General features: G+C 71.4%; 20 protein-coding genes, 1 pseudogene and 1 riboswitch. Of the genes and pseudogenes, 17 read left to right on the top strand and 4 right to left on the bottom strand.

Annotated elements, in window-relative coordinates; genetic code table 11:
- From G3I65_RS49980 to trxA, 9 genes are all read left to right on the top strand, one after another.
- The coding region (locus tag G3I65_RS49980) for a hypothetical protein (RefSeq protein ID WP_203612728.1) at nucleotides 1–359 on the top strand (359 nt) is incomplete at its 5' end.
- A gap of 157 nt (nucleotides 360–516) precedes the next feature.
- The gene (locus G3I65_RS49975) at nucleotides 517–726 is read left to right on the top strand and encodes a hypothetical protein (protein WP_086864868.1); all 210 of its coding nucleotides are present in this window, start codon (nucleotides 517–519) and stop codon (nucleotides 724–726) included.
- Between the two features lie 343 nt (nucleotides 727–1069).
- Complete coding sequence (locus G3I65_RS49970; protein WP_160702797.1) at nucleotides 1070–1690, top strand: CDP-alcohol phosphatidyltransferase family protein; 621 nt, start codon at nucleotides 1070–1072, stop codon at nucleotides 1688–1690.
- Nucleotides 1691–1778: 88 nt separating this feature from the next.
- A complete protein-coding gene (gene gcvH / locus G3I65_RS49965) occupies nucleotides 1779–2162 on the top strand; it encodes a glycine cleavage system protein GcvH (RefSeq protein ID WP_160702796.1) in 384 nt (127 codons plus the stop codon).
- Between the two features lie 115 nt (nucleotides 2163–2277).
- On the top strand, nucleotides 2278–2748 hold the full coding sequence (garA, locus tag G3I65_RS49960) for a glycogen accumulation regulator GarA (protein ID WP_086864865.1): 471 nt from the start codon (nucleotides 2278–2280) through the stop codon (nucleotides 2746–2748).
- Entirely contained in the window at nucleotides 2745–3491 is a 747-nt protein-coding gene (locus tag G3I65_RS49955) for a MerR family transcriptional regulator (RefSeq protein ID WP_309236061.1), read from the top strand. The genes garA and G3I65_RS49955 overlap by 4 nt, the downstream gene beginning before the upstream one ends.
- 213 nt (nucleotides 3492–3704) lie before the next feature.
- A complete protein-coding gene (locus G3I65_RS49950) occupies nucleotides 3705–4178 on the top strand; it encodes a bifunctional nuclease family protein (RefSeq protein ID WP_009078856.1) in 474 nt (157 codons plus the stop codon).
- 41 nt (nucleotides 4179–4219) lie between these two features.
- Nucleotides 4220–4615: a MerR family transcriptional regulator gene (locus G3I65_RS49945; RefSeq protein WP_160702793.1), complete on the top strand. Its 396-nt coding sequence runs from the start codon at nucleotides 4220–4222 to the stop codon at nucleotides 4613–4615.
- An 11-nt stretch (nucleotides 4616–4626) separates the two neighbouring features.
- A complete protein-coding gene (gene trxA, locus G3I65_RS49940) occupies nucleotides 4627–4962 on the top strand; it encodes a thioredoxin (RefSeq protein ID WP_160702791.1) in 336 nt (111 codons plus the stop codon).
- Here the strand turns inward: trxA and G3I65_RS49935 are convergent.
- The gene (locus G3I65_RS49935) at nucleotides 4943–5575 is read right to left on the bottom strand and encodes a TetR/AcrR family transcriptional regulator (protein WP_160702789.1); all 633 of its coding nucleotides are present in this window, start codon (nucleotides 5573–5575) and stop codon (nucleotides 4943–4945) included. The genes trxA and G3I65_RS49935 overlap by 20 nt on opposite strands.
- A gap of 279 nt (nucleotides 5576–5854) precedes the next feature.
- On the opposite strand from G3I65_RS49935, the gene G3I65_RS49930 reads away from it, so the two are divergent.
- From G3I65_RS49930 to G3I65_RS49915, 4 genes are all read left to right on the top strand, one after another.
- Nucleotides 5855–6433 carry a MerR family transcriptional regulator gene (locus G3I65_RS49930; RefSeq protein ID WP_160702787.1) on the top strand — a complete coding sequence of 193 codons (579 nt, stop codon included), beginning with the start codon at nucleotides 5855–5857 and terminating at the stop codon, nucleotides 6431–6433.
- A gap of 42 nt (nucleotides 6434–6475) precedes the next feature.
- A riboswitch (glycine riboswitch) is annotated at nucleotides 6476–6574 on the top strand.
- A 169-nt stretch (nucleotides 6575–6743) separates the two neighbouring features.
- Nucleotides 6744–9620, top strand: a complete 2877-nt coding sequence (gene gcvP, locus G3I65_RS49925; RefSeq protein WP_160702785.1) for an aminomethyl-transferring glycine dehydrogenase — start codon at nucleotides 6744–6746, stop codon at nucleotides 9618–9620.
- Between the two features lie 56 nt (nucleotides 9621–9676).
- Nucleotides 9677–10624: an NAD(P)-dependent oxidoreductase gene (locus G3I65_RS49920; protein WP_163046896.1), complete on the top strand. Its 948-nt coding sequence runs from the start codon at nucleotides 9677–9679 to the stop codon at nucleotides 10622–10624.
- Nucleotides 10621–12795, top strand: a complete 2175-nt coding sequence (locus G3I65_RS49915) for a glycosyltransferase family 2 protein (protein ID WP_160702783.1) — start codon at nucleotides 10621–10623, stop codon at nucleotides 12793–12795. The genes G3I65_RS49920 and G3I65_RS49915 overlap by 4 nt, the downstream gene beginning before the upstream one ends.
- Here G3I65_RS49915 and G3I65_RS49910 read toward each other — a convergent pair.
- Nucleotides 12725–13222: a GtrA family protein gene (locus G3I65_RS49910; RefSeq protein ID WP_160702781.1), complete on the bottom strand. Its 498-nt coding sequence runs from the start codon at nucleotides 13220–13222 to the stop codon at nucleotides 12725–12727. The two genes, G3I65_RS49915 and G3I65_RS49910, sit on opposite strands and share 71 nt — an antisense overlap.
- 137 nt (nucleotides 13223–13359) lie before the next feature.
- Between G3I65_RS49910 and G3I65_RS49905 the strand changes: the two genes are divergently transcribed.
- Entirely contained in the window at nucleotides 13360–14514 is a 1155-nt protein-coding gene (locus G3I65_RS49905; RefSeq protein WP_160702779.1) for an NAD-dependent epimerase/dehydratase family protein, read from the top strand.
- 44 nt (nucleotides 14515–14558) lie between these two features.
- Here G3I65_RS49905 and G3I65_RS49900 read toward each other — a convergent pair whose 3' ends face one another.
- Nucleotides 14559–14918 carry a nuclear transport factor 2 family protein gene (locus G3I65_RS49900; protein WP_160702776.1) on the bottom strand — a complete coding sequence of 120 codons (360 nt, stop codon included), beginning with the start codon at nucleotides 14916–14918 and terminating at the stop codon, nucleotides 14559–14561.
- 96 nt (nucleotides 14919–15014) lie between these two features.
- Here G3I65_RS49900 and G3I65_RS49895 point away from each other — a divergent pair, with 96 nt between their 5' ends.
- Genes G3I65_RS49895 through G3I65_RS49885 form a run of 3 tightly spaced genes read left to right on the top strand, consistent with a single transcriptional unit; the run spans nucleotide 15015 to nucleotide 16895 of the window.
- Entirely contained in the window at nucleotides 15015–15266 is a 252-nt protein-coding gene (locus tag G3I65_RS49895) for a hypothetical protein (protein WP_160702774.1), read from the top strand.
- The gene (locus G3I65_RS49890) at nucleotides 15263–16072 is read left to right on the top strand and encodes a helix-turn-helix transcriptional regulator (RefSeq protein ID WP_309236060.1); all 810 of its coding nucleotides are present in this window, start codon (nucleotides 15263–15265) and stop codon (nucleotides 16070–16072) included. Before G3I65_RS49895 ends, G3I65_RS49890 begins: the two co-directional genes overlap by 4 nt.
- 43 nt (nucleotides 16073–16115) lie before the next feature.
- The gene (locus G3I65_RS49885) at nucleotides 16116–16895 is read left to right on the top strand and encodes an aldo/keto reductase (protein ID WP_160702772.1); all 780 of its coding nucleotides are present in this window, start codon (nucleotides 16116–16118) and stop codon (nucleotides 16893–16895) included.
- Here the strand turns inward: G3I65_RS49885 and G3I65_RS58015 are convergent.
- Nucleotides 16892–17882: pseudogene (locus tag G3I65_RS58015) on the bottom strand (hypothetical protein); the annotation flags it as partial. The gene G3I65_RS49885 and the pseudogene G3I65_RS58015 sit on opposite strands and share 4 nt — an antisense overlap.

The raw sequence follows: 17882 nt of genomic DNA, 5'->3' as shown, positions 1-17882 counted from the left end.
GCGCGGACGGGACCGCGGACGACGAGCTGCCGGTCGCGGGCGGCGGCGGGGGAGGACTGGCGGACGTCGTCGCCGGGGCCTGGCTCGACACCGAGGGTGACGGCGCCGGCGCCGGGGCGGCCTGTTCGGCGGAACAGGCGGCGAGCACGGGCGCGGCGAGGCAGGCCACGAGCCACGTCTTCGTGGTGGTCGGGTGGGGCACCGCGATCCTTCCTCCCCGGCTGGCTGGCCCGGTCATTCTGGCCCATCCGGGCGAGGCACCGAGGGGCGACGCGCCCACGGGTGTGCCGGAGATTACTCCAGCCGGGTGGCGGCCCGGTCCGGTGGCTGCCGACACACCGTCCACAATGGACGATTAACATTCCGTTCACGCTCCGAAACCTCAGGCTGCCCTTCAGAATCGATCGGTCTAATTCCCGCCGCGCCGGTTAACGATCCGGCCCCGCGTGCCGAAGATCTTGGTGGGAGGCACGAAGAGCTCCCGTCCCCGAAACCCGACCCGAGCCCGTGAGAGTCATGAACGCCGAAGCTGCGACCAGCACCGAAGACCCGTCCAGTCCGCCGACCGTCCCCTGCACCGTCGTCTGGTGCGGCGGCCGCCCCTACGTCCTCGAGGGACGAGCCGGCCGCGCCCGCTGGATGGGCACCGACTACCGCGGCCGCCCCGAGTCGCTGACCAGCGCGGAGCTGCAGCGCCGCGGGTGGAGCCACCGCCGCGCGAGCTGACCCCGGCCGGAGCCGGGCCGTCGTGACCGCTGCGGCCCGGCCCTGGACCCGCGCACCAGGCCCGACCTGCCCAGAGCCCGGCAGCCGACGACATGAATGAGTCATTCACTTCGCCGGACGACGTGAATGACTCATTCATGTCATCCCCGCGGCGCCGGGCAGACCACGCGGCCAGCCCGCGGCCGGTCACCCACTCGCCGGCGCGACTTTGCCGAGATCCTGTCTTCCGGCGACATGAGTGACTCATTCATGTCATCCGCGGTCGCCGGGCCGGCCGCGCCGACTCGCTCGGCAGCGCCGCACCACCCGGCGCCGTCACCCCGTCCCGCTGTTTAATGGCCCGGTGAGCACAGCCGCGCCCGAACCCGCCGCTCAGGCGGGCGCCCCCGAGCCGTCCCTGCTGCGGCAGGCGATGAACGTTCCCAACATCCTGTCCCTGCTGCGGCTGGCCGGCGTGCCGGTGTTCCTCTGGCTGCTGCTCGGCCCCGAAGAAGACGGCTGGGCGCTCGCCGTCCTCGTCTTCAGCGCGCTCACCGACTGGCTCGACGGGAAGCTCGCCCGGTGGCTCAACCAGATGTCGCGGCTCGGGCAGCTGCTCGACCCCGCCGCCGACCGGCTCTACATCCTCGCCACGCTCATCGCCTTCCTGGCGCGCGAAATCATCCCCTGGTGGGTCGTCGTCCCGCTGCTCCTGCGCGAGGCCGTCCTCGGCGTGTGCGTCCTGACGTTGCGCCGCCGCGGGTTCGCGCCGCCGGAGGTCACCTACATCGGCAAGGGCGCCACCTTCGTGCTGATGTACGCCTTCCCGTTCCTGCTGCTCGCGCAGGGCGGCTCGGACGTCGCCGCGATCGCGCGGCCGATCGGGTACGCCTTCACGATCTGGGGCGGCGTCCTCTACGTCTGGTCCGGCGTGCTCTACGTCGTCCAGGCGCGCAACGCCCTTCGCGGCGCCGGGGACGATTGAGCCGGGCCCGGGCCGGGCGGTTGCGCCGTGTGGGTGTAAGACTTCGCCCAGCACGTTTCGCCAGTGAGGGCATGAAAGGGGACCGCTGGTGTCCGCTCCTGAAGAGCTTCGCTACACCGAGGAACACGAGTGGGTCGCCACCCGCGAGGAGACGCTCGTCCGCGTGGGCATCACCGAGTACGCGCAGGACCAGCTGGGCGACGTCGTGTTCGTCGACCTGCCCGAGGTCGGCCGCCAGCTCAGCGCGGGCGACGTCTTCGGCGAGGTCGAGTCGACCAAGAGCGTCTCCGAGCTGTTCGCGCCGGTCGACGGTGAGATCGTCGCGGTGAACGACTCGGTCGCCGACTCGCCGGAGCTGATCAACAGCGACCCCTACGGCGAGGGCTGGCTGATCGAGATCCGGCTCGACGACCCGGCGGGTCTGGAAGCCCTGCTCGAAGCCGAGGCCTACGACGCGCTGACCAAGGGCTGAAGCCCGCTCCGCCGGTTCGGGGAGCCGGGGCTCGGAGAATCGATCAGGCACGGTACGTTGGCAGCTACACGTTCTTGAGTACTAGGCAACACAGCATGTGTGGAGGAGAGCTCAGGTGAGCACGAACGACGGGCCCGGCGGCGTTCCCCCGGAGCAGTCTCCGGAGCGGACCTCTGTCTTCCGGGCCGACTTCCTGGCCGAAGTCGAAGGCCACGAGCCCGCCCCCGCCGCGGAGGCGCCCGTCCAGGGTGTGGACGCCCTGCCGGCGGGTTCGGCGCTGCTGGTCGTGAAGCGCGGGCCCAACGCGGGTTCGCGGTTCCTGCTGGACCGCGACACCACCAGCGCCGGGCGGCACCCGGACAGCGACATCTTCCTGGACGACGTCACGGTCTCGCGCCGGCACGCCGAGTTCCGGCGTGAGGGTGGCGAGTTCGTCGTCATCGACGTCGGCAGCCTCAACGGCACCTACGTCAACCGCGAGCCGGTCGACCAAGCCGTCCTCGCCGGGGGCGACGAGGTGCAGATCGGGAAGTTCCGCCTGGTCTTCCTGACCGGCCCGGGGCACGGGGGCCAGGGGGCGCAGTGACGGCGGCCGGACGGCCACAACGCGACGGGTTGAGCATCGGGGCCGTTCTCGCGCAGCTGCGCGGAGACTTCCCCGATGTCACCATCTCCAAGATCCGGTTCCTCGAAGCCGAAGGCCTGGTCCAGCCGGGCCGGACGCCTTCGGGGTACCGGCAGTTCGCCGCGGCGGACGTGGAGCGTCTCAGGTTCGTCCTGGCCGCCCAGCGGGACCACTACCTCCCGTTGAAGGTCATCAAGGAGCAGCTGGACGCGGCGGACTCGGGAGCCGAGCCTGCCGCGGCCCTGCCCCGGCCGCCGCGCCGGCTGGTGCCGATCGACGCCCCGGCCGAGAACGTCGGCCTGCCCGTGGCGGACGACTTCACCGCGGGCAAGGAGCTGCGCCTGACCCAGGAGGAGCTCCTGGAGCAGGCGGGCATCGACGCGGCCGCGCTGGCCGAGCTGCAGCAGTACGGCCTGGTCCGGCCCGGTCCCGCCGGGTTCTTCGACCCGGACGCGGTGCTGGTGGCGCGGACGGTGCGGGCGATGACCGAATTCGGTATCGAGCCGAGACACCTGCGTGCCTTCCGCGCCGCGGCCGACCGCGAGGTCGGGTTGCTGGAGCAGATCGTGACCCCGGTGTACCGGCATCGTGACCCGGAGGCCAAATCGAGGGCCGACGAAGTGGTGCGCGAGCTGGCGGCACTCTCCGTGACGCTGCACACGCTCCTCGTCAAGGCCGGAATCCGTGGCGTCGCCGGGTGTTGATCGTAACGGGGCAGTGAGATCCTCTTTGCGGTCCCATGTCAATGACTGAATGTTCGGCACCGCATGCCGTACCGTGAAGGCACGGGTTTGCGGCAGGCGAACCGAGAGAGTCCGGACAGCGAGCACAGCGCGCGGATGGCGGGTAGCGTCGACAGTGGTGGCGCGAAGCCGTTCCACCGCTGAAGCCCGTGCACGAGAGGGAGGCGAAATCCGATGAGCGAAATGCGCGTCGTCGGGGTGCGGGTCGAGCTGCCCGCGAATCAGCCGATCTTGTTGCTGCGGGAAACCGAGGGCGAACGGTACCTGCCGATCTGGATCGGCTCGGTCGAGGCCACCGCCATCGCGTTGGAGCAGCAGGGAGTCCGCCCGGCCCGTCCGCTCACCCATGACCTGCTGAAAGAGGTCATCGGAGCGCTCGGCCGGGAACTCGAGCAGGTCGTCATCACCGACCTCAAGGAAGGCACGTTCTTCGCGGAACTGGTCTTCGACGGCGACATCCGGGTGTCCGCCCGGCCGAGCGACTCGGTCGCGCTGGCCCTGCGGATCGGTGTCCCCATCCACGCCGTGGACGCGGTGCTGGAAGAGGCCGGCCTGATCATCCCGGACGAGCAGGAGGACGAGGTCGAGAAGTTCCGCGAGTTCCTCGACTCGGTCTCGCCGGAAGACTTCCGGGGTGCGGACACGTAAGACCTTGCCTTGACGCGGACGTCAACGTCTAGCGTCGGGGTATGCGGATCGGAGAATTGGCGCAGCGCACGGGTGTCACCACCCGTGCGCTGCGTTTTTACGAGGACCAGGGCCTCCTCGCGGCCCGTCGCTCGGCGAACGGCTACCGCGAGTACGACGAGGACGACCTCCAGCTGGTCAAGGAGATCCAGACCCTCCAGACGGTCGGGCTGACCCTGGAGGAGACCCGGCCGTTCGTCGAGTGCCTGCGCAGCGGCCACGAAACCGGCGACTCCTGCGCGAATTCGCTCGAGGTCTACCGCCGCAAGCTCGAAGAAGCCGACGCGCTGCTGGCCCGGCTCGGCGGCATCCGCGCCGAACTGGCCGCGAAGCTCGCCGGCGCGCTCGCCCGGCAGGCGCCCGATCCGTGCGTCGTGCCCGAATCCCCGCGCCCCTGAAGGAGTCCCTCATGTCCGAAGTCCGTGAAGTCACCGACAGCACGTTCGCGGAGGTCCTCGGCAGCGACGTTCCCGTGCTGGTCGAGTTCTGGGCGACCTGGTGCGGCCCGTGCCGGATGGTCGGCCCGGTGCTGGCGCAGCTGGCCGCCGAGCGGGCCGGGGAGCTCGTCGTCCGCAAGATCAACGCCGACGAGAACCCGGAGACCACCCGCTCCTACCAGGTCATGTCGCTGCCGACGATGATCCTGTTCCGCGGCGGGGAGCCGGTCGAGACGATCGTCGGCGCGTTCCCGAAGCTCCGCATCGAAGAGCGGCTCGACCGCGTGCTCAAGGCGCCGTCGCTTTGACGAACGCGTCCGCCACCTCGCGGCCGTACTTCTCCAGGTCGAGCGCCGGGTCGGCGGCGTAGGCCGCGGCGACGCCGTCGATGGCCTGCGCGATCGACATCGCCATCACCTCGGGGGTGAAGTCACCGAAGGCGCCCTCGGCCTGGCCCTGCTTGAGCTGACGGGCCAGGCCGTGCACGCGCAGGTCGTCGACCAGCACCTTCGTCATCACCCAGCCGTCGACGTCGTCGGCGTTGGCGGCCAGCTCCGTGAGCACCCGGACGCATTCCGGGTACGTGCGCAGGAACGCGATCGACGTCTCGATGTGCGCCCGCAGGTAGCCGGGCCGGTCGGCGGGGTCGAGCCCGCCGCCGGTGCGTTCGGCCAGGTACTGGTTCTTCGTCTCGACGACCGTGCTGAGCACGGCCTGCATCAGGCCCGCCTTGTTCGTGAAGTGGTAGGAGATCAGCCGCGTGCTGCTGAGCCCGGCCCGTTCCTTGATCTTGGCGAACGTGGTCCGGCGGTACCCGAGGTCGGCGAGGACGCCGATGGTCGCGCCGATGATCTGCGCGCGGCGGGCGGCCTCGGCGGGGCTGAGGCCCATCTCGGCCATGAGGTCGGTGTTTACTTGCATGAGTAAAAAGTTACTCGGCCAAGTAAAACACGTCAAGGTGTTTGAACCGGCGCACGCGGGGTACGGCGAACGGCGCAAAGGGTCATCCGTCCGTTGAGGCTTGCCGCGCGTCGCGTTGACCGGCACTCTCCCGGCGCTTACCGTCGAAGGAGGTAAATCGCCACGGTGTGATTCACGGTCTGGGGCCGGATCGTGGTGATTGATCTCCGGTGGGTCCCGCTCCTGGGACCTCTCCGGCTGTCATTCGCCGGCCACCAGGTCGGGCGAGGGGAGGCTTGCGTGGTCGAGGCTGGTTCCGAGAAGCAGCCTGTTGAGGTCGCGGCTGGCGAGCAGGGTGAACTGTTCCCCGACGACTCGCTGCCGGACGAGCTGGTGGGCTACCGCGGCCCGGCCGCGTGCCAGATCGCCGGGATCACCTACCGCCAGCTCGACTACTGGGCCCGGACGAAGCTGGTCGCACCCAGCATCCGCACGGCGCACGGCTCCGGCTCGCAGCGGCTGTACTCGTTCAAGGACATCCTGGTCCTCAAGGTCGTCAAGCGGCTGCTGGACACCGGGGTCTCGCTCCAGAACATCCGGGTCGCCGTCGACCACCTGCGCGTGCGCGGGGTCCGCGACCTGGCCAGGGTGACGCTGTTCTCCGACGGCACCACGGTCTACGAATGCACGTCGCCGGAGGAGATCGTCGATCTGCTGCAGGGCGGCCAGGGTGTCTTCGGCATCGCGGTCAGCGGCGCCATGCAGGAGATCAGCGGGACCATCCACGAATTCCCGGCCGAACGCGCCGACGGCGGCGTCGTCGAGACGCACGAGCCGGACGAGCTCACCCAGCGCCGCAACGCACGCAAGACCGGGTGATCACCGCCGCGGCGGACGGAGTAAGGTTCACCGTGCGGTCGACGAACCCGCGCGGGAGAGTCCGAGCCTCATATTGAGCTCGGCGCCGAAGGAGCAAGTCCTCCCCGGAACCTCTCAGGCACCCTGGACCGCGCGGGTGAGACGCCTCTGGAAAGCGGGTCGTCAGGACACAGCCTGATGGCCCCGCCGACGGTGCAAGCCCGGTTCAACCACGCGGGCGAAACTCTCAGGCGCCCTTCGGGGTACGGACAGAGTGGGGAGGCCGGGACACCGCCGTCTCGGCCCAGCCCGCTGTCCCCAGGAGGCCCCTGTGAATCCGTCACTCGCCTCCCTGGAACAGGGGACTCCCTTCGCCGAGCGGCACCTCGGCCCCGGCCCCGCCGAACTCCGGCGCATCCTCGACGTCATCGGGGTCGCTTCCCTCGACGAACTCGCCGGGCACGCCGTTCCCGAGTCGCTGCGCGCGTCCGCCGAACCGCTCGAACTGCCGCCGGCCGCTTCCGAAGCCCAGGCGCTGGCCGAGCTGCGCGCGCTGGCCGCTCGCAACCGGCCGACCGCCGCGATGATCGGGCTCGGCTACCACGACACCGTGACCCCGCCCGTGATCCGGCGCAACGTGCTCGAGAACCCGGCCTGGTACACCGCATACACGCCCTACCAACCGGAAATTTCCCAAGGCCGCCTCGAAGCGCTGCTCAACTTCCAGACCATGGTCGCGGACCTGACCGCGCTCCCGGTCGCGAACGCGTCCCTCCTCGACGAAGCCACCGCGGCCGCCGAAGCGATGACGCTGGTGCGCCGGGCCGGCCGGGCGAAGTCGAACCGGTTCGTCGTCGACCGGGACACGCTGCCGCAGACGCTCGCCGTGCTGCGGACGCGGGCCGAGCCGCTCGGGGTCGAGCTGGTCGTGGAAGACCTGTCGCAAGGACTGACCGGGCTGGGGCTCGGCGGGGACTTCTTCGGCGTGCTGCTGGCCTATCCGGGCGCGTCGGGCGCGGTGCGCGAACTCGACCTGACCATCGCCGAAGCCAAGAAGCACGGCGCCGCGGTGGTCGTGGCCGCGGACCCGCTCGCGTTGACGCTGCTGCGGCCGCCGGGGGAGCTCGGTGCCGACGTCGCCGTCGGGTCGACGCAGCGGTTCGGCGTCCCGCTCGGGTTCGGTGGCCCGCACGCGGCCTACCTCGCGGTGCGGAAGGGACTCGAGCGGCAGCTGCCCGGGCGCCTGGTCGGCGTTTCGGTCGACGCCGACGGCGCGCCCGCGTACCGGCTCGCGCTGCAGACCCGCGAGCAGCACATCCGCCGCGAGAAGGCGACGTCGAACATCTGCACCGCGCAGGTCCTGCTGGCGGTCATGGCGTCGATGTACGCCGTCTACCACGGTCCCGACGGCCTTCGCGCGATCGCGCTGCGGGCGCACCGGATGGCCACCGTGCTCGCGGCCGGCCTGGCCGAAGGCGGCGTCGAAGTCGTGCACGGCGAGTTTTTCGACACCGTGACCGCGGCGGTGCCGGGCCGGGCCGACACGGTCGTCGCCGCGGCCCGCGACCTCGGCGTCTCCCTGCGCCGGATCGACGACGACCACGTCGGCGTGGCCTGCGACGAAACGACCACCCGCGAGCGGCTTTCGTTCGTGTGGAAGGCGTTCGGCGTCTCGGTGTCCGATGTGGACGGACTGGACGCGGACACGGCCGACGCGCTCCCGGCGCCGCTGCGGCGCACGAGCGAGTTCCTCACCCACCCGGTGTTCCACGAGCACCGGTCCGAGACCGCGATGCTGCGGTACCTGCGCCGGCTGGCCGACCGGGACTACGCGCTCGACCGCGGGATGATCCCGCTCGGCTCCTGCACGATGAAGCTCAACGCCACCGCGGAGATGGAACCGGTCACCTGGCCGGAGTTCGCCGGGCTGCACCCGTTCGCGCCCGCCGAGGACGCCGACGGCCTGCTCGAAGTGGTGGCCGACCTGAGCGCGTGGCTCGCGCGGATCACCGGCTACGACGCGGTTTCGCTGCAGCCGAACGCCGGGAGCCAGGGCGAGTTCGCCGGCTTGCTGGCGATCCGCGCCTACCACCGCTCGCGCGGCGAGGACGCTCGCGACGTCTGCCTGATCCCGGCCAGCGCGCACGGCACGAACGCGGCGAGCGCGGTGATGGCGGGCATGCGGGTGGTCGTCGTCCGCTGCGACGATGCCGGGAACATCGACCTCGCCCACCTCAGGTCCACTGTGGACGAGCACCGCGCCGACCTGGCGGCGATCATGCTGACCTACCCGTCGACGCACGGGGTGTACGAAGACACCGTCGGCGAGGTCTGCGCGGCGGTGCACGACGCGGGCGGGCAGGTGTACGTCGACGGCGCCAACCTGAACGCGCTGATCGGCGTGGCCCAGTACGGCCGGTTCGGCGCCGACGTGTCGCACCTCAACCTGCACAAGACGTTCTGCATCCCGCACGGTGGCGGCGGTCCCGGCGTCGGCCCGATCGGGGTCCGCGCGCACCTGGCGCCGTTCCTGCCGAACCACCCGCTGCAGCCGGCGGCCGGCCCCGCGACCGGCGTCGGCCCGGTCAGCGCGGCGCCGTGGGGCAGCGCGTCGATCCTGCCGATCTCGTGGGCGTACGTCCGGATGATGGGCGCCGAGGGCCTGCGCCGGGCGACGCTCGTGGCGGTGGCCAACGCCAACTACGTCGCCCGGCGCCTCGGCGAGCACTACCCGGTGCTGTACGCCGGCCGGTCGGGTTTCGTGGCGCACGAGTGCATCCTGGACCTGCGGCCGCTGACGAAGGCCACGGGCGTGACGGTGGACGACGTCGCCAAGCGGCTCGCGGACTACGGGCTGCACGCGCCGACGATGTCGTTCCCGGTCGCGGGCACGCTGATGGTCGAGCCGACGGAGAGCGAGGACCTGGCCGAGCTGGACCGCTTCTGCGCGGCGATGATCGCGATCCGCGAGGAGATCGACCGTGTGGCGTCGGGGGAGTGGCCGCTGGAGCGGTCCCCGCTGCGCCTGGCCCCGCACACCGCGGCCTGCCTGGCCGGCGACTGGGACCGCCCGTACAGCCGTGAGACGGCGGTGTTCCCGGCCGGCCGGACCGCGGCGAAGATCTGGCCCCCGGTCCGCCGCATCGACGGCGCGTCCGGTGACCGCAACCTGGTCTGCTCCTGCCCGCCCCCGGAAGCCTTCGCCTGAACCACGTGCTCCGGGCCGACGGCGTCCGCACAGGTTCGCGAGGTAGGTTGACCGCCATGGCGAGTGCGCACGGTCCCGATCGGACGTCCGTGGTCGTGACCGGCGGCAGCGGCTTCATCGGCCGGGCCGTCGTGCGCGCCTTCCGCGACCGGGACGTCCCGGTCACCGTCGTCGACCGGGTGCCGTTCCCCGCGGCCGCCGACGGGGTCCGCGTGGTGACCGGTGACCTCCGCGAAGCCGCCGTCCGCGAGGCGGCCGTGGCCCCCGGGACCGCCGGGATCGTGCACCTGGCCGCGCTGACGTCGGTGCTGAAGTCGGTCGAGCTGCCCGAGGACACCTTTGCCGACAACGTCCTCGTCACCCAGGAACTGCTCGAACTCGCCCGCCGCCGGGACGTGCCGAAGTTCCTGCTGGCGTCCACCAACGCGGTCATCGGCGACGTCGGCACCGCGACGATCACGCCGGACCTGCCGCCGCGGCCGCTGACGCCGTACGGCGCCACCAAGGCGGCGTGCGAAATGCTGCTCTCGGGCTACGCCGGCGCGTACGGCATGACGACGTGTGCGTTGCGGTTCACCAACGTCTACGGCCCGGGAATGTCCCACAAGGACAGTTTCGTGCCGCGCATGATGCGTGCGGCGAGCACCGGCGGCGGCGTGAAGATCTACGGCGACGGCCGGCAGCGCCGCGACCTCGTGCACGTCGACGACGTCGTCGGGGCGATCCTGTCGGCCTTCGACAGCGGGTACACCGGCCGCGCGATCGTCGGCGCCGGGCGTTCGGTGTCGGTGCTGGAGATGGTCGAGGCGGTCCGCGAGGTGACCGGCGCCGAGCTGCCCGTCGAGCACGTCGCGGCGCCGGCGGGGGAGATGCCCGCGGTGGTCGTCGACGTCTCGGCCAGCGCGGAGACGATCGGCTACCGGCCGTCGGTCTCGCTGGTCGACGGCCTGGCCACGGCGTGGAAGTACTTCTCCGGGCTCGACCGTCCGAACGCGACACCGTGACGACCTTCCTGCGCCGCCACTGGCTGCTTCTCCTCCTGCTGGTCCCCGCGATCGCCCTGCGGGTGCTGACCTGGCTCGCCTACCGGCCCGCGCTGCTGTACATCGATTCGTTCCGCTACATCGACAACCTGCACGCGCTGCGCGCGGACCAGCTGAACCCGATCGGCTACGACCTCGTGCTGCGGCCACTGCTCGCGGTGGGCGGCCTGGCGTGGGTCGCGGCGGTCCAGCACGCCGGCGGGATCCTCGTCGCGATCGGCCTGTACGCGCTGGTGCTGCGGCTCGGTGGCCGTCCGTGGGTCGCCGCGCTGGCCGCCGTGCCCGTGCTGCTCGACGCTTACCAGCTGCAGATCGAGCAGAACATCATGTCCGAGGTCCTCTTCGAGGCGGTGCTCCTCGGGCTGCTGTGGCTCCTGCTCGGCCGGGGCACGCCGGGCTGGAAGCGCGCCGGTGCCGCGGGCCTGTTGCTCGGCTTCGGCGTCCTGACCCGGCTGATCGGCGTCTCCCTTGCTCTGCCGTTGCTGGTCTTCCTGGTCGTCGCCGGGGGAGTGTGGCGGCACTGGGCGGGCTGGCGCCGGGCCGGTGTGGCGTTGCTCGGGCTGCTCGTCGTGCTCGTGCCGTACTCGGCGCGCGTGCACGCGGAGACGGGCAAATGGGGGCTGACCGGGCCGTCCGGGAACATGCTCTACGGCCGCACCGCCGCCGTCGCCGACTGCGCCAACCTCCACCTTTCGCCGGAACTGCAGGTGTTCTGCCCGGCCGAGCCGCGCGAAACCCGGCTCGTGGACAACTACACGCACGCCGACCTCGACCCGAACTGGCCGGGCCCGCTCCCGCCGGGCGCCGACAAGGCCGCGCTGGCCCACGAGTTCGCGATCGCCGTCCTGAAGGCGCAGCCCGGCGACGTCACCGAGGCGATCCTGAACGACTTCGCCAAGAGCTTCGCCTGGTCCCGCGTGCAGGACCCGACCGACGTACCTCTCGACCGGTGGCAGTTCCAGCTGTCCTACCCGCAGTGGGCCGACCAGTCGCTGATCGACCTGGTCACGCAGCAGAACGACGGCGTCGTCGCGAGCGTCGACCAGCCACTGGCGCAGGTTCTGCGCGACTACCAGCTCGGCGGCGGGTACGTCTCGGGCGGGGTGCTCGGGATCGGCGCGCTGCTCGGCCTGCTGACGGTCTTCCGGCGCAAGAAACCGCTGGACCCGGCCCGGGCGGGCGCGCTGCTGGCGGCGTCGAGCGGTGTCGTCCTGCTCTTCGCCTCGGCGGTCTTCCTGTTCTCGTGGCGCTACCAGATCCCGGCGCTCGTGCTGTTCCCGGTCGCCGGCGCGCTCGGCTTCACGACGCTGACCTCGGCCAGCCGGAAACGCCTCGCCGCCTTTCCCGACGACGTCGACGCCGGGGCGCGGGCCGAATTCCGGGGCCGCTACCCCGAGCTGAAGCTCGCTCCGCTGACCGTCGTCATCGCGGCCTACAACGAGGCAGGCGGCATCGGCGAGGTCCTGGAGAAGATGCCGGACCGGTGCCTCGGGATGCCGGTGGACGTCCTCGTCGTCGTCGACGGCGGGACCGACGACACGGCCGCGATCGCCGAGGCGAACGGCGCGTACGTGTGCGTGGCACCGCACAACCGCGGCCAGGGCGCGGCGCTTCGGCTGGGCTACCACCTGGCGGCCGAGTACGGCGCCGAGTACGTCGTGACGACCGACGCCGACGGGCAGTACGACAACACCGAGCTGGAAGCCCTGGTCCGCCCGGTCGTCGAGGGCACCGCGGACTTCGTCACCGGGTCCCGGCGGCTCGGGCACGAGGAAGCCGACAGCCGCGTGCGGTGGCTCGGCGTCCGGGTGTTCGCGGTGCTGGCGTCGGTGCTGACCGCGCGGCGGATCACCGACACGTCGTTCGGGTTCCGTGCGATGCGGGCCGAGCTGGCCTGCGCGGTGCCGCTCAACGAACCGCAGTACCAGTCGTCGGAGCTGATGCTCGGCGTCACCGCGCGCGGCGCCCGGGTGCTCGAGCTGCCGATGAGCATGCGGCTGCGCAAGGCGGGCAAGAGCAAGAAGGGCGGCAGCCTGGTCTACGGCGCCAACTACGCGCGCGTCATGACCGGGACGTGGTGGCGGGGGTACGTGCTGCGCCGCGGGCGAACACGAGCCGGTCGAGCAAGGTGAACTTCACGACGAACACCAGCGCGTAACTGCCGACGTACGCACCGTCGACCAGCACGATCCACCAGAAGTGCGGCAGCTCGAGCGGGGCCAGCAGCGAGCCGGCCAGCGTCGTCAAGCCGATCGAGGCGAGGCCGCCGAGCCCGATGACGGCCAGGTAGGGCAGCAGTTCCCGCCGGACGCGCGGCCGCCCGGTGCGGCCCCACACCCAGCGGCGCGTGACCAGGAAGTTCAGCACCGCCCCGGCGGCCCAGGCCAGCGTGCTCGCCAGTGCCGCGGCACCGCCGGTGGCCAGCACGGCTAGCAGGACGACCTGGCTGAGCACCGTGGCGGCGACCGACGTCGCGGCGGCGCGGGCCAGCCGGGCCCAGCCGCGGCGGCGCGTCTTCTCCGTTGTGCGGGGCCGCACGCCGTTGGTTACGGTCGTCATGTCCCCATCCTCCCCGTGGGCCGGCCGCGCCGCCGTCCGACCCCCTCACGCATAGGAGATTCACAGCTCTTTGCCAGGTGCCCATCAGCACCTGATCGCTAGCGTCGGGTTCTTGAACGAGCAGGAAAGGCGGCACAATGCGGGTGCTGGTTCTCGGCGGTGACGGATATCTGGGCTGGCCGACCGCGCTGCACTTATCGGACAAAGGCCACGAGGTAGCCGTCCTCGACAATTTCGCCCGGCGTGGCTACGACGACGAACTCGGCGTCGAAAGCCTGGTCCCGATCGAATCGCTGAAGGACCGGATCGCCGCCTGGCACGAAGTCTCCGGCCGCGCGATCACCAGCTACGAGGGCGACCTGCTGGACGCGGACTTCCTGTTCGGCGCGGTGCGCGAGTTCGCACCCGACGCCATCGTGCACTACGCGGAGCAGCGGTCGGCGCCGTATTCCATGATCGACCGCGAACACGCGGCGTACACCCAGCACAACAATGTCGTCGGGACGCTGAACCTGCTCTACGCGATCGCCGAGATCGATCCCGCGATCCACCTGGTCAAGCTCGGCACGATGGGTGAATACGGCACGCCGAACATCGACATCGAAGAAGGCTGGCTGGAGCTCGAGCACAACGGGCGCAAGGACCGCGTGCTGTTCCCGAAACGGCCGGGTTCGTTCTACCACCTGACCAAGGTCCACGACTCGCACAACATCGAATTCACCTGCCGCGCCTGGGGACTGCGGGCCACGGACCTCAACCAGGGCGTCGTGTACGGCCAGCAGACGCCGCAGACCGCGCTGGACCCGCGGCTGGCCACCCGGTTCGACTACGACGCGGTGTTCGGCACGGTGCTGAACCGGTTCGTCATCCAGGCCGTGCTGGGCCAGCCACTGACCGTGTACGGCAAGGGCGCGCAGACCCGGGGCCTGATCGACATCCGCGACACCGTGGAGTGCATCCGGCTCGCCGTGGAGCACCCGGCCGAGGCGGGGGAGTTCCGGGTGTTCAACCAGATGACGGAGAGCCTGTCGGTGGCCGCAATCGCCGAGCTGGTCGCCGACCGGTTCCCCGGCCCGGTGCAGATCGAGCACCTGGAGAACCCCCGCACCGAGGCACCGGAGCACTACTACAACGTGAAGCACACCGGGCTGGTCGGGCTCGGGCTGGAGCCGCACCTGCTGTCGGACACGCTGATCGAGTCGATGTTCGACATCGTCGGCGCCAACAAGCACCGCGTGAACCCGGAGAAGCTGCGCCCGACCGTGCGCTGGCGGGGCGCGCTGAAGGGCTAGCGGCGTGCGGGCTCCCCTGCCCGGGAGCCCGCACGCCCGCGCTTTCAGCCCGGCAGCTTGTCGAGGAAGCCGTGCACCTTGGCGATCTTCCCGTCCGCCAGCTCGACGACGTCGAACCCGATGGCGACCGGCTCGGCCCCGGGCGTGCCGAGGTACCACTGGAACCGCGCGAGGTCGTGGTGGGCGTCCGGGTCGGCGGGCAGGCTGAAGGTGAGCCCGGCGAACTGCTGCTGCGCCCCGCCGACGAACTGGTCGATCCCGTCGTGCCCGGTGACCGCGCCGAGCGGGTCGGTGTAGCCGGCCCCTTCGGTGAAGACGTCGGCGATAAGGGCCCGGCGCTTGTCCGCGTCGGTCTCGTTCCAGACGGCGATGTACTGCTCGACGAGACCGCGAACGTCGCTCATGGTGGATCCTTTCGTTGGGGGACAACGGCTTTCGTCGTCCCGCGTTGGGACCCACTCTGGCGGGCCGGCGGCGGCGCGTCGATTACGCGGGAGGTAATGCGGTGGCGTCACCCCGACCTGGTGCGCGCGGTGGTCGCGGCCGCGCGGGCCGACCAGCCGGGGTTCGCGCTGGAAGCACTCGCCACCGCCGGGTTCGAGCGCGGCGTGACACCCGCCGACCTGATGCGGGCCTGCTACGGCGCTCGTGACGCCATCGACGCCGCGGCGCCGGCCGCCCGGACTCGCGGCTGCCATTACCCCGGAAGTAATGGCAGCGACCCCGTGATCGCCGTAGCGTCGCTCGCGTGACGACTACGGTGCAGGCGGCCGCGCGGCAGCGGCCGGTGGGTGAGCTGCTGCGGGAATGGCGGGACCGCCGCCGGATCAGCCAGCTCGACCTCGCGATCTCGGCGGACATCTCGACCCGCCACCTCAGCTTCGTCGAGACCGGCCGGTCCAAGCCGAGCCGGGACATGGTGCTGCGGCTGGGCGAGCACCTCGAGGTGCCGCTGCGCGAACGGAACCGGTTGCTGCTCGCCGCCGGGTACGCGCCCGCCTACACCGAGAACGCCTTGGGGGATCCCGGGATGGACGCCGTGCGCCAAGCCGTCCGGCAGCTGCTCGCCGGGCACGAGCCGTACCCGGCCGCCGTCGTCGACCGGAACTGGGACCTCGTCGACGCCAACGCCAGCATCGGGCTCTTCGTCGCCGGGATCGCGCCCGAGCTGACCACCAACGTGCTGCGCGCGACCCTGCACCCGGACGGCATGGCCCCGCACATCCTGAACCTGGGGGAGTGGCGCGCCCACCTGCTCGGCCGGCTGCGGCGGCAGGTCGGCCAGACCGCGGATGCCGGGCTCGCCGACCTGCTGGACGAGCTGCGCGGATACCCCTGTGACCAGCCGGTGCCCGAGGTGGAGGTCCCTGGACCGGGTGACATCTTCGTGCCGCTGCGGTTCCGCCACGAGGGCACCGACCTGACGTTCTTCAGCACGGTGGCCACGTTCGGCACCCCGTTGGACGTCACGGTGGCGGAACTGGTGATCGAGTCGTTCTACCCGGCCGACCCGGCGACGGCGGCGCATCTGCGCGAGCGGGCCGCGTCGGTGGGATGATGGGCCGCACCCGCGCAGCATCCGAAGTGAGGATCACCGGTTGATGGCCGTCCCGCCTTCGCTCGCCCTGTCCGACGGAGTCCGCATCCCCCAGCTGCTGTTCGGTGTCGCGGGACTGTCCGCGGCCGAAACCGGCCGGGCCGTCCGCATCGCCCTCGACACCGGCTACCGCGGCATCGACACCACGCCCGGTACCGAGGCCGCGGTGGCCACGGCCCTCGCCGCGGCGGGCGTACCCCGCCAAGAACTGTTCGTCAGCTTCAAAGTCCCGGCGCAGGGCTACGACGCCGCGCGCCGCGCCGCCGACCAGGCACTGGCCGCGCTGCAGCTGGAGCAGGCCGATCTGTGCCTGCTGGACGGCACGAAGGGCGCCTTCCCCGACACCTGGCGCGCGCTGAGCCGCCTGCGTGCCGACGGCCGCGTCCGGGCGATCGGCGTGGCCGGGTTCGGCGTCGCCGAACTGCGCCGGCTGATCGACGCGTCCGGGACGGCCCCCGCCCTCAACCAGGTCGAACTGCACCCGTGGCTGCAGCAGCTGCCGCTGCGGGAGTTCCACGCCGAGCGGGGCATCGTGACGGCCGCGTCGAGCCCCGCCGCGAACGCGGGGTTGCTGGCCGACGAGACGGTCACCGCGCTCGCCGCGAAGTACGGCAAGACCCCGGCCCAGATCGTGCTCCGCTGGCACCTGCAGGCCGGCACCGTCGCGGTGGCGGCGTCGGCCACCACGACGCGGACCCGCGAGCAGTTCGGGATCTTCGACTTCGAGCTGGCCGACGACGACCTCGCCGTGGTGGCCGAGCTCGACAACGGCACGCGCGTCTAGGTGGACTTGATCCCGGCGGCGGCGAAGTCGGCTTGCTGGGCGGGCTGTTGGAGGTACTCGCGGAAGGTCTGGGCGGCGCGCAGGAGGGTGTCGTCGACGCCCTGGCCGGACAGGCCGATGAACGGGTAGTCCGCGGAGCGCGCGTTGGCCACCGACTGCGCGGGCGACCCGATCATCTCGGGCTTCTTGGTGGTCAGCTCGCTCACCCAGTACGACGACTCGGGCAGCCAGGCGGCCGGGAGCCCGCCGATGGAGTCCAGGTTGGCCCGCCCGACCAGCGCGTCGAGCACCTGCGACGACGGCTTGGCCTCGATCATCACGTGCACGCACTGCCCATGGACGACGGTCGCGGCCTTGTTCCACCGATCGGCCGCGGCGGTCATCGGCTTCTGCACGCTGGGGGTGACGACGACCCGCATGTGCGAGGTTCCCTGCGAGCAGCTGGCGGCCTGCGCCTCGGCCCGGTTGTTGAGTTCGCTGTCGGCCCAGTTCCACCCGACGATGCCCAGCCCGATCAGCGCGGCGAGCACCATGCAGGCAATCGGCCAGGTGGCGATCCGGCGGCGCGGGGCCTTCTTCCCGACGATGCGGTGGGAGCCGGTCGCCTCGCCCTTGCCGATGGTCCGGTGCGAGCCGGTCCCTTCGCTGCGCCGAGGTGGGGCGGTGTTTTCGCTGGTCTCGGTGGTTTCGGCACGCCGCTTGGTGCGGGTGGCCGCGCCACGGGTGAGGGTGCGGGACGAGCCGGTCGCCTCGCTCCGCGCGGCGGCGGGGTAGTCGCCTTCGTCGGGGCGGGTGATGACCTCGGTCCGTTCGGCGGCGCTCTCGGCCTGCCGTGCGCCGGCGCGGCGGGAACCCGGTTCGCGCCGGGCGGTGATCGGGTAGTTGCCGGACGCTTCCCCGCGCCGGGAACCGGACGGCTCGTCACGGCCGGCGACGGGGTGAGTCTCGCCGCGGCCGGTGGGGCGCTGCGAACCGGATCGCTCGCCC

Source organism: Amycolatopsis sp. SID8362, assembly GCF_010550475.1.
Classification (GTDB): domain Bacteria; phylum Actinomycetota; class Actinomycetes; order Mycobacteriales; family Pseudonocardiaceae; genus Amycolatopsis; species Amycolatopsis eburnea.
This window is presented reverse-complemented; position numbering and strand designations above follow the sequence as displayed.

Excerpts from the sequence above, each read along its gene's own strand:
- G3I65_RS49975 (WP_086864868.1), top strand. The coding sequence starts at position 517 with ATGAACGCCGAAGCTGCGACCAGCACCGAAGACCCGTCCAGTCCGCCG.
- G3I65_RS49950 (WP_009078856.1), top strand. The coding sequence starts at position 3,705 with ATGAGCGAAATGCGCGTCGTCGGGGTGCGGGTCGAGCTGCCCGCGAAT.
- G3I65_RS49945 (WP_160702793.1), top strand. The coding sequence starts at position 4,220 with ATGCGGATCGGAGAATTGGCGCAGCGCACGGGTGTCACCACCCGTGCG.
- trxA (WP_160702791.1), top strand. The coding sequence starts at position 4,627 with ATGTCCGAAGTCCGTGAAGTCACCGACAGCACGTTCGCGGAGGTCCTC.
- G3I65_RS49935 (WP_160702789.1), bottom strand. The coding sequence starts at position 5,575 with ATGCAAGTAAACACCGACCTCATGGCCGAGATGGGCCTCAGCCCCGCC.
- G3I65_RS49920 (WP_163046896.1), top strand. The coding sequence starts at position 9,677 with ATGGCGAGTGCGCACGGTCCCGATCGGACGTCCGTGGTCGTGACCGGC.
- G3I65_RS49910 (WP_160702781.1), bottom strand. The coding sequence starts at position 13,222 with ATGACGACCGTAACCAACGGCGTGCGGCCCCGCACAACGGAGAAGACG.
- G3I65_RS49905 (WP_160702779.1), top strand. The coding sequence starts at position 13,360 with ATGCGGGTGCTGGTTCTCGGCGGTGACGGATATCTGGGCTGGCCGACC.
- G3I65_RS49900 (WP_160702776.1), bottom strand. The coding sequence starts at position 14,918 with ATGAGCGACGTTCGCGGTCTCGTCGAGCAGTACATCGCCGTCTGGAAC.
- G3I65_RS49895 (WP_160702774.1), top strand. The coding sequence starts at position 15,015 with ATGCGGTGGCGTCACCCCGACCTGGTGCGCGCGGTGGTCGCGGCCGCG.
- G3I65_RS49885 (WP_160702772.1), top strand. The coding sequence starts at position 16,116 with ATGGCCGTCCCGCCTTCGCTCGCCCTGTCCGACGGAGTCCGCATCCCC.